Origin of the sequence: Acinetobacter gyllenbergii, assembly GCF_001682515.1 — a bacterium.
GTDB classification, from domain to species: Bacteria; Pseudomonadota; Gammaproteobacteria; order Pseudomonadales; family Moraxellaceae; genus Acinetobacter; species Acinetobacter gyllenbergii.
In genome coordinates this window covers 80,925-103,528 of record NZ_KV575271.1, presented here as the reverse complement: position 1 = coordinate 103,528, position 22,604 = coordinate 80,925, and the positions used below count along the sequence as shown (strand labels likewise).

24 protein-coding genes and 2 tRNA genes are annotated in these 22,604 nt (G+C 44.6%); 6 read left to right on the top strand and 20 right to left on the bottom strand.

Features of this window, described 5'->3' with window-relative positions; genetic code table 11:
• Positions 1-404 precede the first annotated feature (404 nt).
• Positions 405-1,631, top strand: coding sequence for a DUF445 family protein (locus tag NG55_RS19225; RefSeq protein ID WP_171061146.1), 1,227 nt, complete (start codon positions 405-407; stop codon positions 1,629-1,631).
• A 46-nt stretch (positions 1,632-1,677) separates the two neighbouring features.
• On the opposite strand, the gene NG55_RS19220 is transcribed toward NG55_RS19225, so the two are convergent.
• On the bottom strand, positions 1,678-2,049 hold the full coding sequence (locus NG55_RS19220) for a NirD/YgiW/YdeI family stress tolerance protein (RefSeq protein ID WP_065344143.1): 372 nt from the start codon (positions 2,047-2,049) through the stop codon (positions 1,678-1,680).
• Positions 2,050-2,182: 133 nt separating this feature from the next.
• Positions 2,183-2,599, bottom strand: coding sequence for a DoxX family protein (locus tag NG55_RS19215; protein ID WP_016542560.1), 417 nt, complete (start codon positions 2,597-2,599; stop codon positions 2,183-2,185).
• A gap of 237 nt (positions 2,600-2,836) precedes the next feature.
• On the opposite strand from NG55_RS19215, the gene NG55_RS19210 reads away from it, so the two are divergent.
• The gene (locus tag NG55_RS19210; protein WP_016542559.1) at positions 2,837-3,475 is read left to right on the top strand and encodes a DedA family protein; all 639 of its coding nucleotides are present in this window, start codon (positions 2,837-2,839) and stop codon (positions 3,473-3,475) included.
• 13 nt (positions 3,476-3,488) lie between these two features.
• On the opposite strand, the gene NG55_RS19205 is transcribed toward NG55_RS19210, so the two are convergent.
• From NG55_RS19205 to NG55_RS19185, 5 genes are all read right to left on the bottom strand, one after another.
• Positions 3,489-4,079, bottom strand: coding sequence for a LysE family translocator (locus NG55_RS19205; protein WP_016542558.1), 591 nt, complete (start codon positions 4,077-4,079; stop codon positions 3,489-3,491).
• Positions 4,080-4,289: 210 nt separating this feature from the next.
• Complete coding sequence (locus tag NG55_RS19200) at positions 4,290-4,679, bottom strand: hypothetical protein (protein WP_016542557.1); 390 nt, start codon at positions 4,677-4,679, stop codon at positions 4,290-4,292.
• Between the two features lie 9 nt (positions 4,680-4,688).
• Positions 4,689-5,531 (bottom strand): ParA family protein, encoded by an 843-nt coding sequence (locus NG55_RS19195; RefSeq protein WP_016542556.1) that lies wholly within the window; start codon positions 5,529-5,531, stop codon positions 4,689-4,691.
• Positions 5,532-5,615: 84 nt separating this feature from the next.
• Positions 5,616-6,005 carry a SirB2 family protein gene (locus NG55_RS19190; protein WP_016542555.1) on the bottom strand — a complete coding sequence of 130 codons (390 nt, stop codon included), beginning with the start codon at positions 6,003-6,005 and terminating at the stop codon, positions 5,616-5,618.
• A 9-nt stretch (positions 6,006-6,014) separates the two neighbouring features.
• A complete protein-coding gene (locus NG55_RS19185; protein ID WP_016542554.1) occupies positions 6,015-6,323 on the bottom strand; it encodes a BolA family protein in 309 nt (102 codons plus the stop codon).
• Positions 6,324-6,513: 190 nt separating this feature from the next.
• Here NG55_RS19185 and NG55_RS19180 point away from each other — a divergent pair.
• Positions 6,514-6,586: transfer RNA gene (locus NG55_RS19180), tRNA-Gly, on the top strand.
• Positions 6,587-6,641: 55 nt separating this feature from the next.
• A tRNA-Gly gene (locus NG55_RS19175) sits at positions 6,642-6,718 on the top strand.
• 65 nt (positions 6,719-6,783) lie between these two features.
• On the opposite strand, the gene NG55_RS19170 is transcribed toward NG55_RS19175, so the two are convergent.
• The 8 genes from NG55_RS19170 to NG55_RS19135 form a co-directional block, all read right to left on the bottom strand.
• Positions 6,784-7,155, bottom strand: a complete 372-nt coding sequence (locus tag NG55_RS19170; RefSeq protein WP_065344142.1) for a rhodanese-like domain-containing protein — start codon at positions 7,153-7,155, stop codon at positions 6,784-6,786.
• A gap of 214 nt (positions 7,156-7,369) precedes the next feature.
• Positions 7,370-8,728: an MFS transporter gene (locus tag NG55_RS19165; RefSeq protein WP_065344141.1), complete on the bottom strand. Its 1,359-nt coding sequence runs from the start codon at positions 8,726-8,728 to the stop codon at positions 7,370-7,372.
• A gap of 117 nt (positions 8,729-8,845) precedes the next feature.
• A complete protein-coding gene (locus NG55_RS19160) occupies positions 8,846-9,871 on the bottom strand; it encodes an enoyl-CoA hydratase/isomerase family protein (protein WP_065344140.1) in 1,026 nt (341 codons plus the stop codon).
• 12 nt (positions 9,872-9,883) lie between these two features.
• Positions 9,884-10,657 carry an enoyl-CoA hydratase gene (locus tag NG55_RS19155; RefSeq protein WP_065344139.1) on the bottom strand — a complete coding sequence of 258 codons (774 nt, stop codon included), beginning with the start codon at positions 10,655-10,657 and terminating at the stop codon, positions 9,884-9,886.
• Positions 10,658-10,678: 21 nt separating this feature from the next.
• Positions 10,679-11,806, bottom strand: coding sequence for an acyl-CoA dehydrogenase family protein (locus NG55_RS19150; protein ID WP_065344138.1), 1,128 nt, complete (start codon positions 11,804-11,806; stop codon positions 10,679-10,681).
• Between the two features lie 10 nt (positions 11,807-11,816).
• Complete coding sequence (locus NG55_RS19145) at positions 11,817-13,466, bottom strand: AMP-binding protein (RefSeq protein ID WP_016542543.1); 1,650 nt, start codon at positions 13,464-13,466, stop codon at positions 11,817-11,819.
• An 81-nt stretch (positions 13,467-13,547) separates the two neighbouring features.
• Positions 13,548-14,438 carry a 3-hydroxyisobutyrate dehydrogenase gene (gene mmsB, locus NG55_RS19140; RefSeq protein ID WP_065344137.1) on the bottom strand — a complete coding sequence of 297 codons (891 nt, stop codon included), beginning with the start codon at positions 14,436-14,438 and terminating at the stop codon, positions 13,548-13,550.
• Positions 14,439-14,449: 11 nt separating this feature from the next.
• Positions 14,450-15,967, bottom strand: coding sequence for a CoA-acylating methylmalonate-semialdehyde dehydrogenase (locus NG55_RS19135; protein ID WP_065344136.1), 1,518 nt, complete (start codon positions 15,965-15,967; stop codon positions 14,450-14,452).
• A gap of 165 nt (positions 15,968-16,132) precedes the next feature.
• On the opposite strand from NG55_RS19135, the gene NG55_RS19130 reads away from it, so the two are divergent.
• Positions 16,133-17,014: a LysR family transcriptional regulator gene (locus NG55_RS19130; protein WP_065344135.1), complete on the top strand. Its 882-nt coding sequence runs from the start codon at positions 16,133-16,135 to the stop codon at positions 17,012-17,014.
• Positions 17,015-17,079: 65 nt separating this feature from the next.
• On the opposite strand, the gene NG55_RS19125 is transcribed toward NG55_RS19130, so the two are convergent.
• The 4 genes from NG55_RS19125 to NG55_RS19110 all read right to left on the bottom strand — a co-directional run bounded on the left by NG55_RS19125 (position 17,080) and on the right by NG55_RS19110 (position 21,459).
• Positions 17,080-18,516 (bottom strand): amino acid permease, encoded by a 1,437-nt coding sequence (locus tag NG55_RS19125; RefSeq protein WP_065344134.1) that lies wholly within the window; start codon positions 18,514-18,516, stop codon positions 17,080-17,082.
• A gap of 190 nt (positions 18,517-18,706) precedes the next feature.
• Complete coding sequence (locus tag NG55_RS19120; RefSeq protein WP_065344133.1) at positions 18,707-19,066, bottom strand: RidA family protein; 360 nt, start codon at positions 19,064-19,066, stop codon at positions 18,707-18,709.
• Between the two features lie 9 nt (positions 19,067-19,075).
• Entirely contained in the window at positions 19,076-20,179 is a 1,104-nt protein-coding gene (alr, locus tag NG55_RS19115) for an alanine racemase (protein ID WP_065344132.1), read from the bottom strand.
• 23 nt (positions 20,180-20,202) lie between these two features.
• Positions 20,203-21,459, bottom strand: coding sequence for a D-amino acid dehydrogenase (locus NG55_RS19110; protein WP_065344131.1), 1,257 nt, complete (start codon positions 21,457-21,459; stop codon positions 20,203-20,205).
• Between the two features lie 139 nt (positions 21,460-21,598).
• Between NG55_RS19110 and NG55_RS19105 the strand changes: the two genes are divergently transcribed.
• Positions 21,599-22,066: an Lrp/AsnC ligand binding domain-containing protein gene (locus tag NG55_RS19105; RefSeq protein WP_004773316.1), complete on the top strand. Its 468-nt coding sequence runs from the start codon at positions 21,599-21,601 to the stop codon at positions 22,064-22,066.
• A gap of 62 nt (positions 22,067-22,128) precedes the next feature.
• On the opposite strand, the gene NG55_RS19100 is transcribed toward NG55_RS19105, so the two are convergent.
• Entirely contained in the window at positions 22,129-22,494 is a 366-nt protein-coding gene (locus tag NG55_RS19100) for a ribonuclease E inhibitor RraB (protein ID WP_016542535.1), read from the bottom strand.
• Between the last annotated feature and the right edge of the window lie 110 nt (positions 22,495-22,604).

The window sequence follows — 22,604 nt, the reverse complement described above, 5'->3', positions numbered from 1 at the left end:
ACATTTTTCACGCTTTGGCGCATCGCAATTCATCATCTATCTTATTTTTTCATTGGATTGAGCAATCGACACTGATATTTAAACTAAAATTTCACAGCAAAGCACAAAATAAGGAGTATTAAATCAACAATTCTTGCCCATTCTGCTCAACACAAAGCAAAAATTGGTGCTAAGATGACGAGTCAAGATATGCATTACCATGGAAAGGTATTCAATCGACAGCATCGTTGCCTTTTTATACGATTGTGATGTCCTGATTCAAAGGAAAAATAAAAGGGTAACTCAAAAAATTAAGGGTCCTGATGTTTCATCAATGGCCGAAAATATTTCACTATCATCTAGCGCTTGCCCGACCACGAGCAACAATTAGGACTTGAAGGACCAATAAAATAATGTTTCAAGAAATGATTGCGGATTTTCAACAGAATTTCTGGTTATATATTTCAATCCCCTTTATCAGTGGCTTTATTGGCTATGTGACCAAGGTCATTGCCATTCAAATGATGTTTTCACCACTTGAATTTAAAGGATTGCGATTATTTGGGCTTCCACTCGGATGGCAAGGGATTGTTCCCCGTAAAGCAGAGAAGATGGCCACCACAGCAGTGGAGTTAATGACCTCCAAGCTGATTAAACCCGAAGAAATTTTTGCCCGACTCGACCCCAAACGTATTGCCCAAGAAATTGAAAAACCATTGATGGCAGCAGCTGAGGACATTACCCGAGAAGTGGCACAACAATACCAACCTGGCCTATGGGAAGGCATGCCTGAGTTTGCACGACAAAAACTGATTAAGCGTGTCCAAGCCAAAGCGCCAGAAATTGTTGAACATATTATGAGTGAAGTGCAAAAAGATGTTGCCAAGTACTTCGATATCAAACATATGGTGGTCAATAACCTGCTCAAAGACAAACGTTTGCTCAATGAAATCTTTAAGAAAGTGGGCAAACAGGAATTTAAATTCTTTAGTAATGTCGGTTTCGTGTTTGGTTTTGCGATTGGTGTGGTACAAATGCTGTGCTGGATCGTGACTCAAGGTAAATATCCATGGATGCTGCCGATGTTTGGTGGCTTTGTCGGCTTCTTTAGCGACTGGATGGCCTTGCAAATGATGTTCCGTCCGTTATACCCAAAAAAGATCATGGGCTATACCTGGCAAGGTCTATTCATTAAACGTCAAAATGAAGTGGCTGCCGACTATGCCGCATTGATTTCCAAACAATTACTCACCTCACGCAACATGATGGAAGAGTTGTTCTCAGGCACGCATTCAGACAAAGTGATTGAGTTGGTCAGCCGCCAAGTCAAACAAGAAATTGATTTGCAGGCTGGTATTGTGCGTCCATTGGTGGTCTATGCAATTGGCGGTGAAAAATACCAAAATCTGAAAGCCGAAGTGGCAGAACGTATTCTCAAGCAACTGCCAGACACCATGCGTTATGTCGAATCCTATGCTGAAGATGCCATGAATGTTCGCAATACCTTGGTTGAACGTATGCAGAAACTGAGTCCAGAAGAGTTTGAAGGCATGCTACGTCCTGCATTTAAAGAAGATGAATGGTCATTGATCATTGTCGGTGCGGTACTAGGTTTCCTCGTCGGGGAAATGCAAATCCATTTCATGCTCTAAAACATCAGACATAAAAAAGGAAGCCTGAGCTTCCTTTTTTATGTCTTTATCGATGCGCATATTTTTCAATTTTAATGACTTCAATATCAGTTGGCTTATAGCGATGGGTATCCACCTCACCGACTAAACGAACATGATCACCGACTTTCAACCCTGCTTGACGCCAAAGATCATCATCAATTTCGACGCCGATGCTGCCGCTCGAATCTTTAAACTCATAATGATCACTTTGCAGGTGCTTGCTAATTTGGCCAGTCAGGGTAATACCCGTTTCATCGGCCAATTTCGCGACTTGACTTACCGACACTACATTCTTTGCCGCTTCCTGTAGTAATACATGATCATCTTTACCTGCCCATGTCAGTGTCGATAAACTAGTGAAAACTACAATCCCGCAACCCAAAAGCATTTTTTTCATTGTCATGTCCTATTTGTTTTAACCATTTATGATCTAAACAGAAATAAGCCGCAATGTCGGCTTTCGTTTGTAAGCAAGATGCTTTAGGCAAAATTTAACCCCGTTGTGAACAACGGGGATTGATCCCGAGCTATTATTTTTCAATTAAATGGTCAAGGCTAATACGACCTGCGCCATAGAGCATCAACATAAAGAAACCACCCGCCATCGCGAAGTTCTTCATAAAATTAATCGCATCTTCTGCACCAGCATGGAAGATAAAGGCTGTAATAATACTAAAAAGACCTAAACCCAAAGATGCAAAACGTGTTTGGAAACCAAATAGTAGAGCCAAGCCACCACCAAACTCAACCAAGATCACCAAAGGTAATAAGGCACCCGGAACCCCCATCGATTCCATATAACCCGCTGTACCCGCATAACCTACGATCTTGCCCCAACCTGCAACAAGAAAAATATAAGCCAATAACAAACGCGCAATCAAAGTGACAACATTGGCCACGCCAGACTGTGTTACGATATTTTTTACAACAACATTCGGATTAAACATAATCAATTTCCACACTGTTTGTTTTTTAACATGCTAGCAGTTTATGTAGCTTTAATTTTGCAATAAACACCAATTTAGTTAACATATCGTTCCTTATTTGCAACAATAAAATACCTTTTCTCGCTTTAAGACCCGCTTAATCTGTTCTAAAAAGTTACCAATTAATTTGCTTTTTATACTGACATTCTACAGAGGCACTGCTAGGATTTAGTCCACATTCATAGTGTTAACCCCTCCATGGAACTCATTGATTTTATTCTGCACGTTGACGAACATCTTTTAGAATTTATTACCAATTATGGCGTGTGGATTTATGCCATTTTATTCCTGATTATTTTTGTTGAAACTGGTTTAGTGGTGATGCCATTTTTACCTGGTGACAGCTTATTATTTGCCGCAGGTGCTTTAGCTGCATCTACAGGTGCAATGGATCCATGGGTACTCGGTGTTTTATTGTTTATCGCAGCCGTACTCGGTGATACTTTGAACTATCATATTGGCCGTTACGTGGGTCCACGCGTATTTGAAACCAATTCACGCTTCATCAATAAACAACATTTGCTTAAAACCCAAGCGTTCTTTCAACGTCACGGCGGTAAAACCATTATTTTTGCCCGCTTTGTACCTTTTGCGCGGACCTTCGCTCCTTTTGTGGCGGGTGCTGGCAGTATGAACTATAAGTATTTCTTGACCTATAATGTTGTGGGTGCATTTTGCTGGATCGCATCGTTCATTACGCTTGGCTACTTATTCGGTAATATGCCAATCGTGAAAGATAATTTTACCCATCTCATTTTCGGTATCATTATTATCAGTGTGTTACCGGGCATCATTGGCTTTATTCGTCAGAAAATGAAAGCTGCTAAAGCCCAGTAAACCGAAGGTGCTGTTAAAAGAAACGTAATAGCATCGGTAACATACAAATAAGCAATAGCATGGCCGATCCTTTGTATAAATGGTCGGCTTTAATTCCAATCAGGCTTCCTGCCAACAATGCCCGTCCAAACAGCATCCAGAAAATACTGACGGGAATCAGAATAAGACTAAAAATTGCAAATACCAGCGCGGCTTGTTCAATCGAATTCCATGTTTCAGCTGGAAAAATCCCAGAAGCCAATAACACCGTTTTCGGATTTTTAAGCGTTGAGAAAAACAGCTGTCTTTTACGAATATGTTGGTGATGTTGATCTAGTTTTTGTAGATGTGAGCCTTTCCACAAATGGAATGCCATCCAAAGAACATAGAGCAAACTGAGCGTATGTAGAATCGCACCAATTGCAGGCCAAATCGGATCAAATAAATGAATGAAGAGCGCCCATAAACTAATCCCATAGAGATAGCCCAACCACTCAATTGGAATAAACGTGATGGTTTTAGGAACACCGTGTTGGTGTGTTGCACTGGCAAGCAAAGCATTGGTCGGACCTGGTATCAGTAATACCGCCAACATCGCCAAAACAAAAAACCAACTCTCAATCATACACATACCGAACGGCTAGACATGGGCGCCACCTTAAACGAATTTAGGGCAAAAATACAAATTTTCAGGGCATCCTCGAATAAAAAAAATCAATGAATTAGCTGAGTTATAAATTTTAATTATTTGTTTTTTATCATTATATCTTGAAACATTTTGCTATAATTTAGTTACTGATCGCCATCTTAAGCGATGACGATCAGTTCTCAAAATTTATGATTTCGGACGTTGTTTGACAATGATTGGGCAGCCTTTAAATTTTGCTGCCTGTACGATTGCGTCTTGCTGCCCCATGACATTGGCAAGTTCAGTATTTTTGGTATTCATTGACTGACCCATATTGAGCGAGATCGATGGGCCAAAGCCCCAACCACCTCGTCCCCAGCCACCACCAAGTCCAACACCAACGCCCACACCTGTACGTTTTGGTGTTTGTACACCATTTTCGATATAGAGCTGAATACGGTTGTATTCTGCTTGTAACTGTTGACAATTCAATGCTTGATATTGTGTCGGTGACACATAAGCGGGCTTAACCGTTGATGCACATGCACCCAATAACAGACTCGCTGCCAAAACAGGCATCCAATATAAGCGTTTCATAAGATTCTCTTATTTCTTTGATTCAATCTCATTGAACAGGGTCACATAGGCGACGGTCAATTTATGGTCAGATGCCAAATGAATCAAGGGTAAATTCTTTTGATGTGATTCTTTCATCAAGATCGACGGCGGCAACATGCTCTCTAGCACAGGCAAACCTTCATCTTTGAGTTGTTGAACCACTTCTCGGGGTAATTTTGCCTGAGATTGGAACTGATTGACCACAATTCCCTCAATCTCCAAGCGATCATTATGATCATCTTGGGTTTCGAGCACATTTTCAATCAAAGTTTGTAACGCACGTTTCGAAAACACATCGCAATCGAATGGAATCAACACACGATCTGCAGAAATCAACGCCGATAACGTAAAGAAGTTAAATGCAGGCGGGGTATCAATAAAAATCCGGTCATAACGTGCACTGAGGGATTGAATCGAATCGCGTAACTTATAGATTTTATGTTTACTTTCCAGTGCATGCTCTAAGGCACCCAGACTTGGGCTAGCAGGAATCACATCTAAATTTTCAAAAGTAGTCCGATGTACATAACTGTCCAGTCCTTTGCCACGCGGGGCTTTTAGGATTGAGCCAATGGCATTACCAATTAAGCCCTTTTGCTGCGTACTACCTAAAATATCGTCGAAGAAATTTTCAATGTTTGGCTCTAATGCGGCTTTATCCGCAGAATAGGTTGCATCTTCACCCAACAGGTATTGGCTTGAGTTTGCTTGTGGATCAAGGTCAATCACCAAGGTTCTGAGACCTTGTTTAGCGCTAATCGCTGCTAAATTCACCGTAATACTTGATTTCCCCACGCCACCTTTCTGGTTAAACACAACACGCGTTAACATTGATTTCCCTCTAGCATATTTTTTGTAAACTGCACGCAGTTTAACCTAGTGCAAAAACAATTACTCAAACAATGTGTCGAACAATCAGGCAAAAACTGGCTTAATCATAACGAGACCTAAAATTCCCACCATTGCAACCGTTCCGATCAATAACCCTGCACGACGTTGTTGCAGCAAAATATCACGGTCCTTTTTATAGGTTTTGATCAAAGACGACCACAACACAAAAAACAAAATCACTTTGGCATAGAACCAAGGCTGTACCTCAAAGTTATTCATGAACAGTAAAACTGCACCTGTCACGATAATCAAGCTTAAAGACAGATGTTGCAAACCCACCAAGCTTTTACGGGCTTTGGGATTGGGTTGCTGATCTTGGACACCAACAAAGAGTGTTGAACCACGTAATACAAACGCAATGATCAATAGACTCACTGCAGACATGTGCACAATTTTAGTGAGGAAGAGCTCCATGATTAATCCTTAGCTTTTTGGTGCATGTGCACATTCAGGACTTGCAGGCGCCTCACCTTGCCACTCACTCGGCACATAGGCATGAATCGCTAACGCGTGGATGCGGCCTGGGCTCATTAACTCGGCAGCCACCGCATAAATTTTTTGATGACGTTGTACCAGACGCAGACCTTGGAATTCATCACTCACCACAATCACTTTAAAATGCGATTCTTTGCCTGGAAAATAACCGCCATGTCCAGCCGACTCATTAATGACGTCAAGATGGATCGGTGCGAGCGTGTTTAAACGTTCAATCAACTGTTGTTCTAAGTTCATCAGTCACTCTGTAAGGTCAGATTGAGATAGCGTATTAGTATACATGAGCGCAATCTGAGGGAAACTTTTGTACAAAAATTTGCTTTACCCTACCTTTTTTGCATGAAAGTGCTTTAATTTTATGCAAATAATCAATTTCTTTGCATAAAATTATTGACCCTATTTTTGCATAATGTATTATACACGGCATGCGGGAATAGCTCAGTTGGTAGAGCATAACCTTGCCAAGGTTGGGGTCGGGAGTTCGAGTCTCCTTTCCCGCTCAAATTTTTTAGTGTAAGTTTTCGTAAAAACTGCTCAATTAGCGGGAATAGCTCAGCGGGAATAGCCTCAGTTGGTAGAGCATAACCTTGCCAAGGTTGGGGTCGGGAGTTCGAGTCTCCTTTCCCGCTCCAGATTCAAAAAAGCCCTAGTCGAAAGATTAGGGCTTTTTTCTTGTATTTTAGTTTCATATGTAATTTTAAAGCACGGGTTTATTTGCCTCTACCCACGCTTTAAAGCCGCCATCAAGGTGTGCCACATTACGATAGCCCAATGCCTGCAAGGTCTTTACTGCCAGTGCCGAACGCCCACCACCTGCACAATGTAGAATGGTTCTGCTATTCGGTTGCAATTCAGACTTATACATCGGACTACTCGGATCAGCAGCAAACTCTAAAGTGCCGCGGGAGATATGCAATGCGCCTGCAATTGTTCCAGCAACCCGCTCTTCTGCATCTCGCACATCAATCAGTATGGCCTGTCCTGAAGCTAATTCTTGTTCAACTTGATCTGGGGTCAAATTTTCAATCTCGGCTTTTGCCTGTTTAACCCATTCAGCAACGGTATTCATTCTAATCATCCTTCCTTGATTATGGACTCACTCAGAATACTAGCGCATTTCAATTTAAATAAGCCTAAATAAATACACTTTGCAACAAAGCTTAAGAATCAACCAGCCCCTCATATCTAAATATTTGATGCTCCACGTGGAACCTTTTAAATTCCTCAAAGAAAAAGGTGCTTCCAATTACTTGGAATCACCTTTTCAGATTCATTTCTTATCCTTAAGACGGTTCTGTGACTTTGGCTTGTACATTGACTGCTTTTTTGCGCTCAGTTTGCATCCCAGCCAGCAGTCCATCCCGTGGCATAAATGTGGTTGCAATAATTGCAACTATAGCCATTGAACCAATGTACAGCATGATCAAATACGGATTGCCTCCACCAACACTGAGTAATTTTGTCGCGATCAACGGCGCGATACCACCCCCCAATACCCCAGCCAACTGTACCGAAATCGAAATCCCGCTATAGCGAATTTCTGCGGGAAACTGGCGAGCAAACAATTGAGCCTGTGGCGCATACATAATCGGGAAAACCACGCCAATCGCCAACACAATTGCGGTCCAAACCAACACAGGGTCTTTGGTATTGAGCATGCTAAAGAATGGATAGCTATATAATGCCAGTACACACAAACCGAACATAAACATATTGCGCTGACCCACTTTATCAGACAGATGTCCACATAATGGCGTCATCACTAAAATCACGGCTGCGCCACAAATGGTTGCAAATAAAATCTCTTGTCTGGCAATTCCGAGTTGTGTGGTGGTGTAGGCCAAAGTAAAGGTCGAGGCAATATAAAACCATGCATTCTCCGCCGCACGTGCCACAATAATGGTGATCAGTTGCTTCGGATGTTTTTTAAAGACTTGCAAAGCAGGGACTTTGACTTCTTCCGCTTGTTGCTTCACTTTTTCAAAGTCTGGAGACTCGGGCACTTTCACGCGAATGTACCAACCGACTGCCAGTAACACGATGCTGGCAAGAAACGGAATCCGCCAGCCCCAACTAAACAAAGCCTGCTCAGGCAATAAAGAGACTAATCCCAATGCAATCGAGGCCAGCATTAAGCCACCGCCAGTACTGGCTTGAGGCAGACTGCCCCAAAAACCTTTTTTGCCATCTGGCGCATGTTCCACCGCCATCAGCACGGCACCGCCCCACTCGCCCCCCATCGCCATACCTTGCACAAAGCGCAAGATCACCAAGCAGATGGCGGCCCAATAGCCAATTGATTCATAGGTCGGTAGCAGACCAATCAGGACGGTTGGAATCCCCATCAACATCAAGGTCAACAATAACATCGATTTACGCCCGATCTTGTCACCAAAATGCCCAAACACCAAGCCACCCAAGGGTCGCCCAATGAAACCCACCGCATAAGTAGCGAACGCAGCAAGCACACCTGTTAGCGGATCAAGGTTGGGGAAAAACAATTTATTAAAGATTAAAGCTGCTGCAGCACCGTAGATAAAAAAGTCATACCACTCAATGGTGGTGCCTACCATACTTGAGATACCCGCCAAGCGATGAGAGGACTTTTTTGCAGATGAACCGTTTCCATGTATTGTTTGCATCATCATGTTCCTTTCTTGGATCTTCTTGTTTTAGGTTTTTTGCTGATCGTCAATCCTGACCACCAGCATGTCAGACTGCTTAATTCTCCTTAGATGAGTCAATATGCATGATTGGATTTAGCTGAGTTTTTCCAGAATCTGTTCCAGCTCTGAATTACGTTGTTGCCATTGCGGCTGTTTGTCTTTGTCCACAATCAGGGCACGCACGCCTTCAATAAAATCACCATGTTCAAACCAAATATCTTGTAGATCCCGTTCCAGTTGCATACATTGTGCTAAAGATAGACCACGGCCTAAATGTTGCAGCTTCAAACTGGTTTGTTTGGCAATGAATGAGCGTTGCTGCAAGATGCTGAGCATTTTTTCTGCCCAAGGCTGCAATTGCTCATCCTGCTCATTCGCAAGGCTGTGCTCAATTTCGTCCAAATGCTGAAATCCAAAATGTTTGCGAATGCCATCTGCCAATTGTTTCAGTTCACTTTCAGCAGGTCGGGTAATAAAACAAGCGACAATATGCTCAATATTCTGTTTGCTTAAATTCGGTTCATTGATCAGTGCCTCTTGCAAAGCATCTAATTTGTCACTCGGCACATGGTAGTCAATCAAGTCCAAATAAAGCGCATCACTGCTGCTGATCTGCTCGCCTGTAATCGCCAAATAGACGCCGATGTCATCCAGTCGCGACAGAAAATGGGTCGCACCAACATCTGGAAAAAAGCCAATCGCCGTTTCAGGCATGGCAAATCGAGATTTTTCACTACTCACCACAATATGACACGCTTGTGCTAGCCCAAAACCGCCACCGAGCACATAACCATCCAGCACCACAACGATAGGTTTTTCATATTCACGCAGCAGGTTCAGCATTTTATATTCGGCGCTAAAATAGCCCTTATAATCCGCTGTATCATTCTTATAACTGTCATACAGATAGCGAATATCACCACCTGCACAGAAGGCTTTCGGGCTATTCGATTTCATCAAGACTGCTTGAATCGCTGCATCATAACGCCACAGTTCCAATTGACTACAAATGCCCTCAATCATATCGAGAGACAGTGCATTTAAATGCTTCACTCGATCCAAGCTGATCAGACCCAATACACCTTTCTGCTCAATCATTAACTGATTTTCGATATTCATTTTATTGGTCTCTTATCGATGATTAAATTTGGCTTGTCGTTTTTCCACAAAGGCCTGCATGCCTTCTTTCTGATCCGATGTGGCAAAAATCGAATGGAACATCCGTCTTTCAAAACGCAAGCCTTCGGTCAGATTGACTTCAAAGGCACGATTAATACTTTCTTTCAGCATCATATTGGCCGTTAAAGAGCGTGCAGCAATGCTTTCTGCGGCTTGCAGAGTTTGTTCAAGTAATTGTTCTTTACTAAATACCCGTGCCACCAACCCACTTTGTTCAGCTTCAACTGCACCCATTTGCCGTGCGGTAAAGCACATTTCCATAGCTTTGGCTTTGCCAATTGCATGGGTTAAACGTTGTGTGCCGCCAATCCCAGGAATCACACCCAAGGTAATTTCGGGCAAACCGAACTTGGCATTGTCCGCACAATTGATAAAGTCACACATCAATGCCAACTCACAACCACCGCCAAGCGCATAACCACTGACCGCAGCAATCAACGGTTTACGGCGTTGCGCAATACGATCGGCCAGATGGAAAAAGTCATCAAAATAAATGTCAGGAAAGTTCAGATCCGCCATTTCCTTAATATCAGCACCTGCGGCAAAGGCCTTTTCTGAGCCTGCCAACACCATACAGCCAATCTCGCGATCTTTCTCTAACTCATCTAGCGCCTGATTGATTTCACTAATCAACTCAGTATTTAAGGCATTGAGGGCTTGTGGACGATTCAGGGTAATCAGTCCTACGCCATTGTGTTTTTTTAATAAAATGGTTTGCCACTGCATCATAAATTCCTTGTTATGTGGTTATAAGCTACGTGCGATCACTAAACGTTGAATATCACTGGTGCCTTCATAAATCTGACAAATCCGCGCATCACGATAGATGCGTTCAATCGGAAAATCTTTCAGATAACCATAGCCACCAAACACCTGTAACGCAGCCGAGCAGACGCGCTCGGTCATTTCTGAAGCAAATAGCTTGGCCATGGAAGCTTCATTGAGACAGGGTTGCCCTGCTTCTTTAAGACGTGCAGCGTAGTGCACCAGTTGTCGAGCCGCTTCGATCTCGGTCGCCATACTGGCAAGGCGGAAAGCCAGTGCTTGATGCTCAAAAATTGGTTTGCCAAAGGTCAGACGCTCTTTGGCATAATGTGTGGCTTCTTCCAATGCTGCACGTGCCAAACCCACCGCCTGTGCCGCAATGCCGATACGTCCCCCTTCCAGATTGGCAAGGGCGATTTTCAGCCCCTCACCTTCCGCACCCAACATCAGACTTTTATGAATACGCACATCGGTGAGGGCAATCTGACAGGTATCCGAGGCATGTAAACCCAGTTTTTCTTCGACTCGAATCACCTCATAACCCGGTGTCTCGCGTGGCACGAGGAAGGCACTGATACCCTTCTTGCCCGCACTGGGATCAGTCACGGCAAATACGATAATCACGCCTGCATTATCACCCGAGGTAATAAACTGCTTGGCACCATTGAGAATATAGTCATCGCCATCTTTGACGGCACGGGTTTTAATCGCTGCCGCATCTGAACCCGTATGCGGTTCAGTCAGGGCAAAAGCACCGATCATTTCACCTTGTGCCAAGGGTTTTAAAAAGCGTTCTTTCTGTTCATCGGTACCAAATTTTAAAATCGGCACACAGCCCACCGAGTTATGCACGCTCATGATGGTTGAAGTGGCACCATCGGCTGCGGCCACTTCCTCAAGCGCCAGTACATAAGCAAGATTGCCCGTATCTGAACCACCCCATTGTTCAGGAATCAGCATGCCCATAAAGCCAAGCTGTCCCATCTGTGCCAGTGCTGCTTTTGGGAAAGTGCCCTGTCGATCCCAGTCACTGGCATTCGGTTTAATCTGTTCTTGGGCGAAGCTTTTCGCCATATCTCGAATGAGACCTTGTTCTTCAGTCAATTGCATCATGACATCCTTAAACTGCTTTCGCTTGCTGTTTGGCAATTTCCTGATTGCGCAATAAAAAGCGCTGAATTTTACCGCTTGGGGTTTTTGGTAGTTCGGTAACGAACTCGACCAAGCGTGGGTAAGCATGCGCAGACAGACGTTTTTTCACAAACTGGCTCAGTTCTTCCGCCAGTTGTTCCAAGGGCTGAATCCCTGCTGATAAAATCACAAAGGCTTTTACCACCTCGGTCCGCTCTGGATCAGGCACCCCGATCACTGCCGCTTCAACCACGGCATCATGTTCCAGCAAGGCACTTTCCACATCAAAGGGGCCAATCCGATAACCCGACGTGGTGATCACATCATCACTGCGTCCAACAAAACTCATGCTGCCGTCGGCATGCAACTCGGCAGTATCACCCGTCAAATAGTACTGACCAATAAAAGGCGATTTACGGGTTTCATGGTAGCCACCAAACCACATCATCGGTGACTGGCTGATATCCACGGCTAAAATTCCTGGCGTATCTGCGGGTAATTCTTCACCCTGTTCATTGACCACAGCAACACGATAACCTGCACTGGCAAAACCTGCAGAACCAACACGAACCTCATGGCTTAAACCATGATGATTGCACACCACCATGCCGACTTCAGTTTGCCCATAATGATCATAAATCGGTGCATCCAACACCTGTTTAAACCAGCGAATTACTTCTGGATTCAGTGGCTCTCCTGCACTGCTGACCACGCGGAACTGACCTTTTAACGCGGCCATCTGGGCAGGGTCTGCTGCCATCATCATGCGGTACGCTGTAGGTGCTCCCGCCAGATTGGTAATCTGATAATCCCTGACAATCTGACACAGGCTGTCGGTACTAAAACCACCGTCATAGAACAAGATGGCATGCCCCAAAAATAAGGGGCCAGTAATACCGAAGTATAGGCCATATGCCCATCCTGGATCGGCAATATTCCAGAATGAATCCTCCTCCCTTAAACCAACCGCATCTTGCATATAGCGAGCAAAGGCCAGTAAGGCTTTTAACGGCACTTCTAATGGTTTGGCGGGGCCTGTGGTCCCTGACGTAAACATCAATAAAAATGGATCTTGCAGGGTTCGCATGACCAAGTCACAGTGCTCAGGTTGCTGCTGTACTTCATCCCAAAAATTAAAGTCTTCTGGATTTAACGGTGTGGCTTGCTGATCTGCAACCGTGACAATCGCTGGACAATGCTCAACTTCATCGAGTTTGCTGCGGTTACCTGTATCCGTCACCACCAGCTTACTTTGGGCCAGTTGCAGACGATGCTCGATCGCCTTGGGGCCAAAAGCAGTAAACAAAGGTTGATATACCGCACCAATCCGCCATGCCGCAAAAATCGTCACCAACAGCTCGGGTGTTCTCGGCAGTAATCCTGAAATACGATCACCTGCTTTTACACCCTGCGATTTTAAGAAGTTGGCAAATTGGCTCGACCATTGCTGTAACTGGCGAAAGGTATACTGTTCTTTTCGACCATCTTTGCCTTGCCAATACAAGGCGATCTTGTCGTCATGCGCATGGCGATCACAACATTCATAACAGGCATTCAATGCATCGACTGAACCTGACAGCATTTGTGTTGCTGTACTGTGCAGATCAAAAGCCTGTACCGTCTCTTTATAATTCAACATCTGTGTTCCCTCAGTCTGCTTTGATTGTTATTCATGACAGGGTTTAATTTTTTGATAAAAGCCATCCTTTGGCTTGAGCTGTTATGCCTCTGGCGGCAGATATTGCTGAATAATGCTGGAAAAATCGAGATGCGCGTTACCACGCATGCACATTTGCTGATACAGCTGCTGCACCATCCCACCCAACACAATCGGTTGTTTGACTTGCCCTGCCGCTTCTACTGCAAGACCCAAGTCTTTCAACATCAACTGCGTGGCAAAACCATCTTGATAGCCACGCGAAGCAGGTGCATTTTCATTAATCTGTGGCCATGGATTACAGACTTCAGAACTCCAGCAACGACCACTTGAGGTGTTAATCACCCCAGCCAAGGCTTTTGGATCAATGCCCAGTTTGGCCCCTAGCGCCATGCCTTCGGCCACGGCAGCCATAGAAATTCCGAGAATCAGGTTATTGCAGATTTTGGCAATTTGACCTGCACCCACCTCGCCGCAATGCACCACGTTTTTGCCCATGTGACTGAGTACAGGTTTGACTTCATCAAAAGTCTGGTCATTGGCACCGACCATAAAAGTCAAAGTCCCTGCTTGTGCGCCAATGGTGCCGCCTGAAACAGGCGCATCGCAAATATGGATATTTTTACTTTGGGCAACCGCTGCAATGTCCTTGATGGTTTGTGGGTCAATGGTACTGCTATCGATACATAAGCTGCCTGCTTTCAGTACTTCAAGTACGCCATTTTCACCGAGATAGACTTCTTTGACATGTTTGGCCGCAGGTAACATACTGATCAGCACATCGGCTTGTTTGGCAGCCGCTTGAGGGCTGTCGCACACTACACCACCCGCCTCGGCAAAGTGCTGAATGGCCACTTCGCTGAGGTCATACCCATAGACGGTTAGTCCTGCTTTGAGTAGGTTTTGGGCCATTTTGCCGCCCATATTGCCTAGACCGATAAAGGCGATATTCATCCATGATCCCCTTAACGTAAATTGATGGTGGTGTTGACACTGCCCACTTCGTGGCTGTCTTCAAACCAGCGGCTGGTAATGGTTTTAGTTTGAGTATAGAACTGCACCGCCTGTTTACCATAAGGGCCTAAATCACCCAGTTTTGAACCACGTGAACCGGTAAAACTAAAAAACGGTACAGGCACAGGAATTGGAATATTGATACCAACTTGGCCGATATCAATCAGGTTCTGGAAAGTACGCGCAATCGCACCACTTTGCGTAAATAAACCGACACCATTACCAAATGGATTGGCATTGATCAGCGCAATCGCTTCTTCAAGCGTATCGACACAAATAATCGCCAGTACAGGTCCAAAGATTTCTTCTTTATAAATCCGCATATCCGTGCTTACACCACTAAAGATGGTCGCACCGACAAAATTGCCGTCCTCATAACCCAACACCTGAACATCACGACCATCCAGCAATAGTTCTGCACCCTGCTCGACCCCGCTAGTAATCAAATCCAGTACACGGGCTTTGGCACGTTTTGAAATCACAGGGCCAATATCGGTATTTGGTTCATGGCCTGCATTCACGGTTAAGGTTTTGGCTTTTTCAACCAACTCGGGAATCCAGTGTTTACTTTCACCAACCATCACGGCGACCGACAACGCCATACAACGTTGCCCTGCTGCACCAAATGCCGCACCGACTAAAGCATTTAAGGTTTGTTCTTTATTGGCATCGGGCATTACCGCCACATGATTTTTCGCACCCATCATCGATTGCACACGTTTGCCATGTTGCCCTGCAAGGTTATACACATGGGTGCCCACTGCGGTCGAACCGACAAAGGAAATGGCTTTAATCTCTGGATGCGTACACAAGCGATCAACCACTTCTTTACCGCCATGCACCACATTCAACACCCCTGCTGGAATACCGGCCTGAATCGCAAGTTCCACCAACATCATGGTCGAAAGCGGATCTTGTTCAGAAGGCTTCAACACAAAAGTATTGCCACAGACAATTGCCATGGGGAACATCCACAATGGAATCATGGCTGGAAAATTAAATGGGGTAATCCCTGCACACACGCCTAAAGACTGCTGTACGGTATAAGTATCGACGCCACGCGCCACACCTTCAACATATTCACCCATCTGCAAAGTACCGACCGAACAGGCATGCTCAACCACTTCCAGACCACGTTGAATATCACCTTCTGCATCGGCCAAAGTCTTACCTTGCTCAGCCGTCAGCACCTGTGCAATTGCTTTCATATTGGCACGAATCAGGTCTTGCAGTTTCAGCATGATACGCATACGTGTCTGAATCGGGGTTTGGCGCCAAGACGCAAACGCGGCTTGTGCAGACTGAATCGCTGCATCAACTTCCTGCACCGTCGCAAATGGCACACGACCAATCACCTCCTGTGTAGCAGGATTAATAATGTCTTGCCATTGCTGGGTTTCAGATTCGATAAAACGGCCATCAATAAGTAACTTGGCTGTTTCCAGTTGAATATTTTGGATTGTGTTCATAACCTCTCCATAGGCCGTATTTTTATTGTGTTCAGTGTTCAGAAAATATCGATCGTCGTATTTTCTTTATTCAGCTTTTATTCGAGACTAGCAAAGAAAGCTTTGACCACCAACGCAAATTAATGCACGATAGTTGTGCAAATATGCACAAGGAAGACCATAACAATGAAAGTGGATTGGGATCATCTACAGTTTTTTTTAGTACTGGCACGCACCAAAACATTGACCAATGCGGCACGGATTATCGGGGTGGAACACAGTACCGTGGCACGGCGGATTCAAGCCTTAGAACAAACTTTAGGAGTGACCTTATTTAAACGTGAAGCCTCGGGCTATGAGCTGACGCTGGAAGGCATGGCGTTAGTGCCACGGGTTGAGCAAATGGAATATGCCTTTCTGCAAATTGAAAAGCCCGATCAGCCATTGCAAGGTCGTGTGCGAATTGGCACACCTGAAGGCTTCGGCACCGCCTTTCTGGCACGCTTACTGGCCGAGTTTTCCATGCAATACCCATTGCTGACCATTGACCTGATTCCCGTGCCGAAAATGATCAAACTGTCGCATCGTGAAGCCGATATTGTGGTTTCAATTGAGCGCCCAACTTCAGGGCCCTATATCATCACGCGCTTGTCCGACTATTGTTTAAAAATTTACGGCAGCAAAAGCTATCTGTCTCAGCATCCACCAATTCGGCATTTGCAGGATTTAACCCCACATCGTTTTGTTAATTATATTGATGATCTGGTCTATAGCCCTGAGCTATATTGTCTGGAACGTTTACCTTTGAAACTGAATGCCAACTTCCGCAGCAGTAGTATTTTAGCCCAACAAATTGCCGTAAGTGCAGGTGCAGGATTGGCCATTTTGCCCAAGTTTTTGGCCGATGATAAACCCGAGCTTGAAGCTGTATTAGAGCAACAGGTGCGCTATACCCATACCTTTTGGATGCTGACCTTTGTCGATTTGCAACATGAACCCCGTATTAAACTGGTCTGGGATTATCTACGTAAACAGGCCGATCAATATCAGCATTTATTGGTGGATTAAACACAATCGCTAGACCATAAAAAACCGATCAATGGAGATCGGTTTTTTACTCCTATCAGCATAGGCTATTGGGTCAATTCACGCCCCAATTTTTTCATGCGGGGTTTATACATCAGTTGGTAGGTCACTGCCAAAATAACCACCCACAATGGGCTAACATACAGGGCTTTTAAGGTATCTGGCTCAAGTGCCAAAATCACCAAAGCAAATAACAAGAAGGCAATCACCATATAAGACATGAATACACCACCCGGCATTTTAAACTTTGATTGTGCATGCAGTTCTGGACGTAATTTACGGTAGCGCAGATAACACACCATGATCAGACTCCAGACACTAATGAATAGAATCACACACAGTGAACTGGCTAAAGTGAAGGCTTCAAGAGTATTCGGCACAAAGTATTGCAACACCGCCCCGCCCATGATGAACACACACGAGAAGATCAGACCATTGGCAGGCACGGCACTTTTGGATAAACGACCAAAGGCATTGGGTGCCTGACCATCTTTAGATAAACCAAACAGCATCCGACTGGTCGAGAACACCCCACTGTTCATGGAAGACATCACTGAAGACAGGACGACCAAATTCATGATGATCGCTGAGGTCACAATCCCTGCATTCAGGAACAACTCGACAAATGGACTCTTATCGGCACGGATAATGTTCCAAGGTGTCACTGACATCACCACCAACAAGGCCAACACATAGAACAAAATAATCCGAATCGGAATCGCATTAATCGCCTTTGGTAAATTCTTATGCGGATCTTTGGTTTCAGCAGCGGTAGTTCCTATCAATTCCACACCGACAAAGGCAAAGACTGCGATCTGAAAACCAGCCAAGAAGCCATCCAAACCTTTTGGAAACATACCACCATGCGACCAAACATTACTGAGCGAAGCGACAGCACCATGCGGTGCATGGAAATGGCTAAAGATCATATAACCACCAACACCAATCAAACCGATAATCGCTAAAATCTTGATCAGGGCAAACCAGAATTCAATTTCACCAAATAGGCGCACGGTGAGCAGGTTTAAGAACAGCACAAACAATACACAGCCTGCACTAATGGCGGCCTGTCCAATTGGAGTAAACATGGTGCCTTCGGGCAACCAAAAGGTGAGATAATTGATTACGGCAGCCAGATCGGCAATCCCGACCAGCACCCAACCCAACCAATAGGTCCAGCCCATGTAATAACCTGCCCATGGTCCAATCAGATCATGCGCCATATCGACAAAGGATTTGTAATGCAGGTTGGCAAGTAATAACTCACCCATTGCACGCATTAAAAAGAAAAACATGCCCCCAATGATCATGTAAATAAACAGAATCGATGGGCCTGCCAAAGAGATGGTTTTGCCTGAGCCCATGAATAGGCCCGTACCAATTGCACCGCCGATGGCGATTAACTGCAAATGGCGATTGGAGAGTTTACGTTGTAAGTCTTTGGGCGACTGTTCGCCTTCTGACTGTTGAGATGTAACCGTCATATAAAGTTCCTTTTACTTTTTTCCTAAATGAGTCAGCCTTGATTTATACGCCATACCCTAGCTGTCTTTTAAAGACGGCTGACTCATTTCGATTGCAAGAAAATACGTATCTGACTACGTTTTATCTACTGCAAATACGTTACTTTTCTTCTTTTTTTATATTTTTTAAACAAAAATAAAGCGGATCGCTTTATTTTTGTGCTGCAACGACTGCAATTTCGATTAACCACTTCGGATTGACCAAGTCTGCCTGAATAGTCGCGCGCGAAGGTGCAACATGACCTTTTAACCAGTCAATCCAAATGGTATTGACCACAGGGAAGTCTGAAAGATCTTTTAAAAATAATTGCGCAGACAATAAACGTGATTTATCCGTCCCTGCTGAAACGAGTAGTTGTTCGATGGTTGCAAGTATTTCACGGGTTTGCCCTTCAATATCTAGGTCCGCATTTTTAGGCACCTGACCTGATAAATACACCACCTTATTGAATACCGTTACAGCACTCATCACTTCATTGGTATTGAGCTTTTGAATATCTGAATGAGACATAAGAAATCCTTATTCCTGAGTAATAAATGAAACACGTGCAGTCACGCCACACATCAGTTCATAACCGATAGTGCCTGAACCTGCTGCCACCTCATCAATGGCTAAAACTGAGCCTGAACTGGACTGGCCCCAAAGCACCACTTCACTGCCAACATCGGCATCGCTGATCGGGCTGAGGTCTACGGCCAACATATCCATGCTGACCCGTCCAATGATTTGGGTACGAATCCCATTGACCAAAACTGGGGTGCCTGTTGCTGAAATGCGTTGATAACCATCGGCATAGCCACAGGCCACAATGCCAATTCGGATCGGTTGCTCGGCCACATAGCTGGAACCATAGCCAACACTTTCCTGTGCATCGAGCTGTTGCACGGCAATAATTTCACTGCGCAAGCTCATGCTCGGCGCAAGACCCCAGTCCTGAATCGTATGCGTGGGATAATCGGGAGAACTGCCGTACAGCATGATGCCGCCACGTACATAGTCCGACTGTAGTTGAGTTTGATATCTTAAGATTGCAGCACTGTTACTGACCGATCTTTCCCCAGGCAAACCTGCAATCGCGGCGTCGAACTGCTGCAGTTGATAGTCAATACCTGTTTCACCAAAACGGTCACCATCGGCATCGGAGAAATGCATCATATGGGTGATGCTGGCAATGTTGTTCGACTGGCTGAGCTGCTGCCAAATGTCACGATATTGCGGTGGCTTGAAACCTAAACGGTTCATACCACTATTCATTTTGAGGAAAATATCGAACTGGGCTGGATAAGCATGCTGCTGTATCCACGCCACCTGTTGCGTATTGTGCACGGTAAAACTGAGTTGGTATTGAGCACAATCAAACAGGTCTTGGGCAGAGAAAATCCCTTCCAGCAATAAAATCGGCCCTGTCCAGCCCAAAGCCCGCAGACGTTTAGCTTCGTCCAGATCGAGCAAGGCAAAACCATCGGCGCTTTTAAAAGATTCGTAAACACGTTCAATGCCATGCCCATAAGCATTGGCTTTAACCACCGCAAACACTTTGCTGTTTGGCATTGCTTGCCTCACCACCGCGAGATTTTGGCGTAAGGCTTGGGCATGGATCACTGCAGTAATTGGACGAGGCATAATTCACTTCCTTGTCTGTGCAATTAAGCAGCGTGTGAATAACGTTGAATCGACAAACCATCGGTACTGATGTCAGGACGGTGGTTCATAACCAGATCACTGATCAATTTGCCTGAACCACAAGCCATGGTCCAACCTAAAGTCCCGTGTCCCGTATTCAGGAACAGGTTCTTGTACTGAGTTGCACCAATAATCGGCGTGCTGTCTGGGGTCATTGGACGTAGGCCTGTCCAGAATGAAGCCTGAGCGAGATCACCACCTGGGAACAAGTCCTGAGTCACCATTTCCAAGGTGGCACGGCGATCTTGATTCAATCCGAGATTAAAACCACTGAGTTCTGCCATACCCCCAACGCGGATACGTTGATCAAAACGGGTAATCGCAACTTTGTAGGTTTCATCCAAGACCGTAGATTGTGGTGCAAATTTTGGCTCTACAATCGGAATCGTCAGTGAATAACCTTTGACTGGATAAACTGGTAAATTCAGTTCCAATGGTTTTAAGAAATCACGCGAATAACTGCCAAAGGCCAAGACATAACGATCCGCAGTGAGAACCTCACCATTGACCTTGACGCCTTTGATTTCATCGCCTTCAACAATCAGGTTTTCGACATTTTGATCGAATTTGAATTCCACACCCAACTCTTGCGCAAGCTTTGCCAAGGCATTGGTAAATAAATAGCAATCACCCGTTTCGTCATTGGGTAAATGTAAGCCACCGACCAGTTTATCGGTATGGGCTAAAGCTGGCTCTACACTCGCCAATTCTTGGGCATTCAATAACGCGAAGTCGACACCACATTCTTGCAATACTTGAATATCACGTTGTACCGCTTCAAGTTGTGCATCGCTACGGAACACTTGTAAGGTGCCCTTTGAACGGTTTTCGTAGTTGATGCCGGTTTCTGCTCTTAAATCACGTAAACAGTCACGACTGTATTCTGCCACACGCATCATGCGTTCTTTGTTCACTGCATAGCTTTGTGGATTACAGTTTTTTAGCATCTGTGCCATCCACTGCAACTGCCACATACTGCCATCAATATTGATGGCTAATGGCGCATGATGCTGGAACATCCACTTAACGGCTTTGAATGGAATACCCGGTGCTGCCCACGGGGTTGAGTATCCTGGGGAGATTTGACCTGCATTACCAAAACTGGTTTCTTTGGCAGGTCCTGATTGACGGTCAAGTACCGTCACTTGCGCACCTTGTTGTGCAAGATAATAGGCACTTGCCACACCGATGACGCCACTTCCTAAAACGATTACGCGCATAATAGATCCCTCAAGCACACACTAGGTTATTTAACTAGTATATTTTTGGATCAATAGTTTTTTTCACTGATTTTATGGGTATAATCTAGGTAATTTCATATTTTCGTCACGAAAAAATGAAAATAAAAGGAAATAAATGATGCGTAAATTAGACCGTATTGATCGCCTGATTTTAGACATTTTGCAGCGTGAAGGCCGGATTGCCATCAGTGAGTTGGCATCTCGGGTCAACCTGTCTACCACCCCCTGCTCAGAACGGGTCAAACGTTTGGAACGTGAAGGTATCATCATGGGCTATTACGCCCGACTCAATCCTGAATATGTGGATCGCAACTTGTTGGTGTTTTTGGAGATCAAGCTCTCGGCCAAATCGGGTGATGTATTTGATCAGGTGGCACGAGATTTAGTCGATATCCCCGAAGTATTGGAATGCCATCTCATTTCAGGTGAGTTTGATTATCTGGTCAAAGCACGCTTAAAGGAAATGAGTGCCTATCGCCGTCTGTTAGGTGATTTACTGAAAAAACTACCTGCCTCAGCCTCTTCACATAGCTATGTGGTGATGGAAGAAGTCAAAGAGTCTTTATATTTGGATATGGGCGTTTAAACTCTGATTGATAATCAATAAAAAAAGCTCTGAACAGAGCTTTTTATCCAACAGAACAAGGGTTATTCATCTTCGTCATAAATATAGCTCATACAGCCCCAGCCATCATACTCGCCATTGAACTCTTGAGCGATCTTGGTCATCCATTCTTCCAAGTCTGCGATATCCTCATATTCCAAAATCATATTCACATGGATATTCAGAACCCACAGATCTGAACCGTCTGAATGGACTTCTTCCTGAAAAAAAGAAATTTTTTGTTCTTGGTGTAACAGATGCAAGGCACATTTTTCAACTTGTTCCTGCTTCTCAAAAACAATCGAAAATTCGACTTCATGCGGCTCACTCAGGTCATTGCCATCCTCAACCATCTGCCACAGCACATTGCCATTATCATTATCTGGGAATTGGTCATAGTCGCGTGTCATAGAAATATCCTTTGTTGTGTTTTGGACTTGATATTTGGCTATAGATTAACCGATTTTTATGTCAGTTTTTAGACGCATTAATATAAATATTGTAGTCAAAAACAAGAATA

Bases quoted from the DNA above. Each gene is read 5' to 3' on its own strand.
- NG55_RS19160 (WP_065344140.1), bottom strand. From the start codon at position 9,871: ATGAATATCGAAAATCAGTTAATGATTGAGCAGAAAGGTGTATTGGGT.
- NG55_RS19170 (WP_065344142.1), bottom strand. From the start codon at position 7,155: ATGAATACCGTTGCTGAATGGGTTAAACAGGCAAAAGCCGAGATTGAA.
- alr (WP_065344132.1), bottom strand. From the start codon at position 20,179: ATGCCTCGTCCAATTACTGCAGTGATCCATGCCCAAGCCTTACGCCAA.
- NG55_RS19225 (WP_171061146.1), top strand. From the start codon at position 405: ATGATTGCGGATTTTCAACAGAATTTCTGGTTATATATTTCAATCCCC.
- NG55_RS19200 (WP_016542557.1), bottom strand. From the start codon at position 4,679: ATGAAACGCTTATATTGGATGCCTGTTTTGGCAGCGAGTCTGTTATTG.
- NG55_RS19210 (WP_016542559.1), top strand. From the start codon at position 2,837: ATGGAACTCATTGATTTTATTCTGCACGTTGACGAACATCTTTTAGAA.
- NG55_RS19135 (WP_065344136.1), bottom strand. From the start codon at position 15,967: ATGAACACAATCCAAAATATTCAACTGGAAACAGCCAAGTTACTTATT.
- NG55_RS19120 (WP_065344133.1), bottom strand. From the start codon at position 19,066: ATGTCTCATTCAGATATTCAAAAGCTCAATACCAATGAAGTGATGAGT.
- NG55_RS19100 (WP_016542535.1), bottom strand. From the start codon at position 22,494: ATGACACGCGACTATGACCAATTCCCAGATAATGATAATGGCAATGTG.
- NG55_RS19185 (WP_016542554.1), bottom strand. From the start codon at position 6,323: ATGAACTTAGAACAACAGTTGATTGAACGTTTAAACACGCTCGCACCG.
- NG55_RS19195 (WP_016542556.1), bottom strand. From the start codon at position 5,531: ATGTTAACGCGTGTTGTGTTTAACCAGAAAGGTGGCGTGGGGAAATCA.
- NG55_RS19165 (WP_065344141.1), bottom strand. From the start codon at position 8,728: ATGCAAACAATACATGGAAACGGTTCATCTGCAAAAAAGTCCTCTCAT.
- NG55_RS19145 (WP_016542543.1), bottom strand. From the start codon at position 13,466: ATGTTGAATTATAAAGAGACGGTACAGGCTTTTGATCTGCACAGTACA.
- NG55_RS19220 (WP_065344143.1), bottom strand. From the start codon at position 2,049: ATGAAAAAAATGCTTTTGGGTTGCGGGATTGTAGTTTTCACTAGTTTA.
- NG55_RS19105 (WP_004773316.1), top strand. From the start codon at position 21,599: ATGCGTAAATTAGACCGTATTGATCGCCTGATTTTAGACATTTTGCAG.
- NG55_RS19190 (WP_016542555.1), bottom strand. From the start codon at position 6,005: ATGGAGCTCTTCCTCACTAAAATTGTGCACATGTCTGCAGTGAGTCTA.
- NG55_RS19150 (WP_065344138.1), bottom strand. From the start codon at position 11,806: ATGCAATTGACTGAAGAACAAGGTCTCATTCGAGATATGGCGAAAAGC.
- NG55_RS19130 (WP_065344135.1), top strand. From the start codon at position 16,133: ATGAAAGTGGATTGGGATCATCTACAGTTTTTTTTAGTACTGGCACGC.
- NG55_RS19110 (WP_065344131.1), bottom strand. From the start codon at position 21,459: ATGCGCGTAATCGTTTTAGGAAGTGGCGTCATCGGTGTGGCAAGTGCC.
- NG55_RS19125 (WP_065344134.1), bottom strand. From the start codon at position 18,516: ATGACGGTTACATCTCAACAGTCAGAAGGCGAACAGTCGCCCAAAGAC.
- NG55_RS19155 (WP_065344139.1), bottom strand. From the start codon at position 10,657: ATGCAGTGGCAAACCATTTTATTAAAAAAACACAATGGCGTAGGACTG.
- NG55_RS19215 (WP_016542560.1), bottom strand. From the start codon at position 2,599: ATGTTTAATCCGAATGTTGTTGTAAAAAATATCGTAACACAGTCTGGC.
- mmsB (WP_065344137.1), bottom strand. From the start codon at position 14,438: ATGAATATCGCCTTTATCGGTCTAGGCAATATGGGCGGCAAAATGGCC.
- NG55_RS19205 (WP_016542558.1), bottom strand. From the start codon at position 4,079: ATGATTGAGAGTTGGTTTTTTGTTTTGGCGATGTTGGCGGTATTACTG.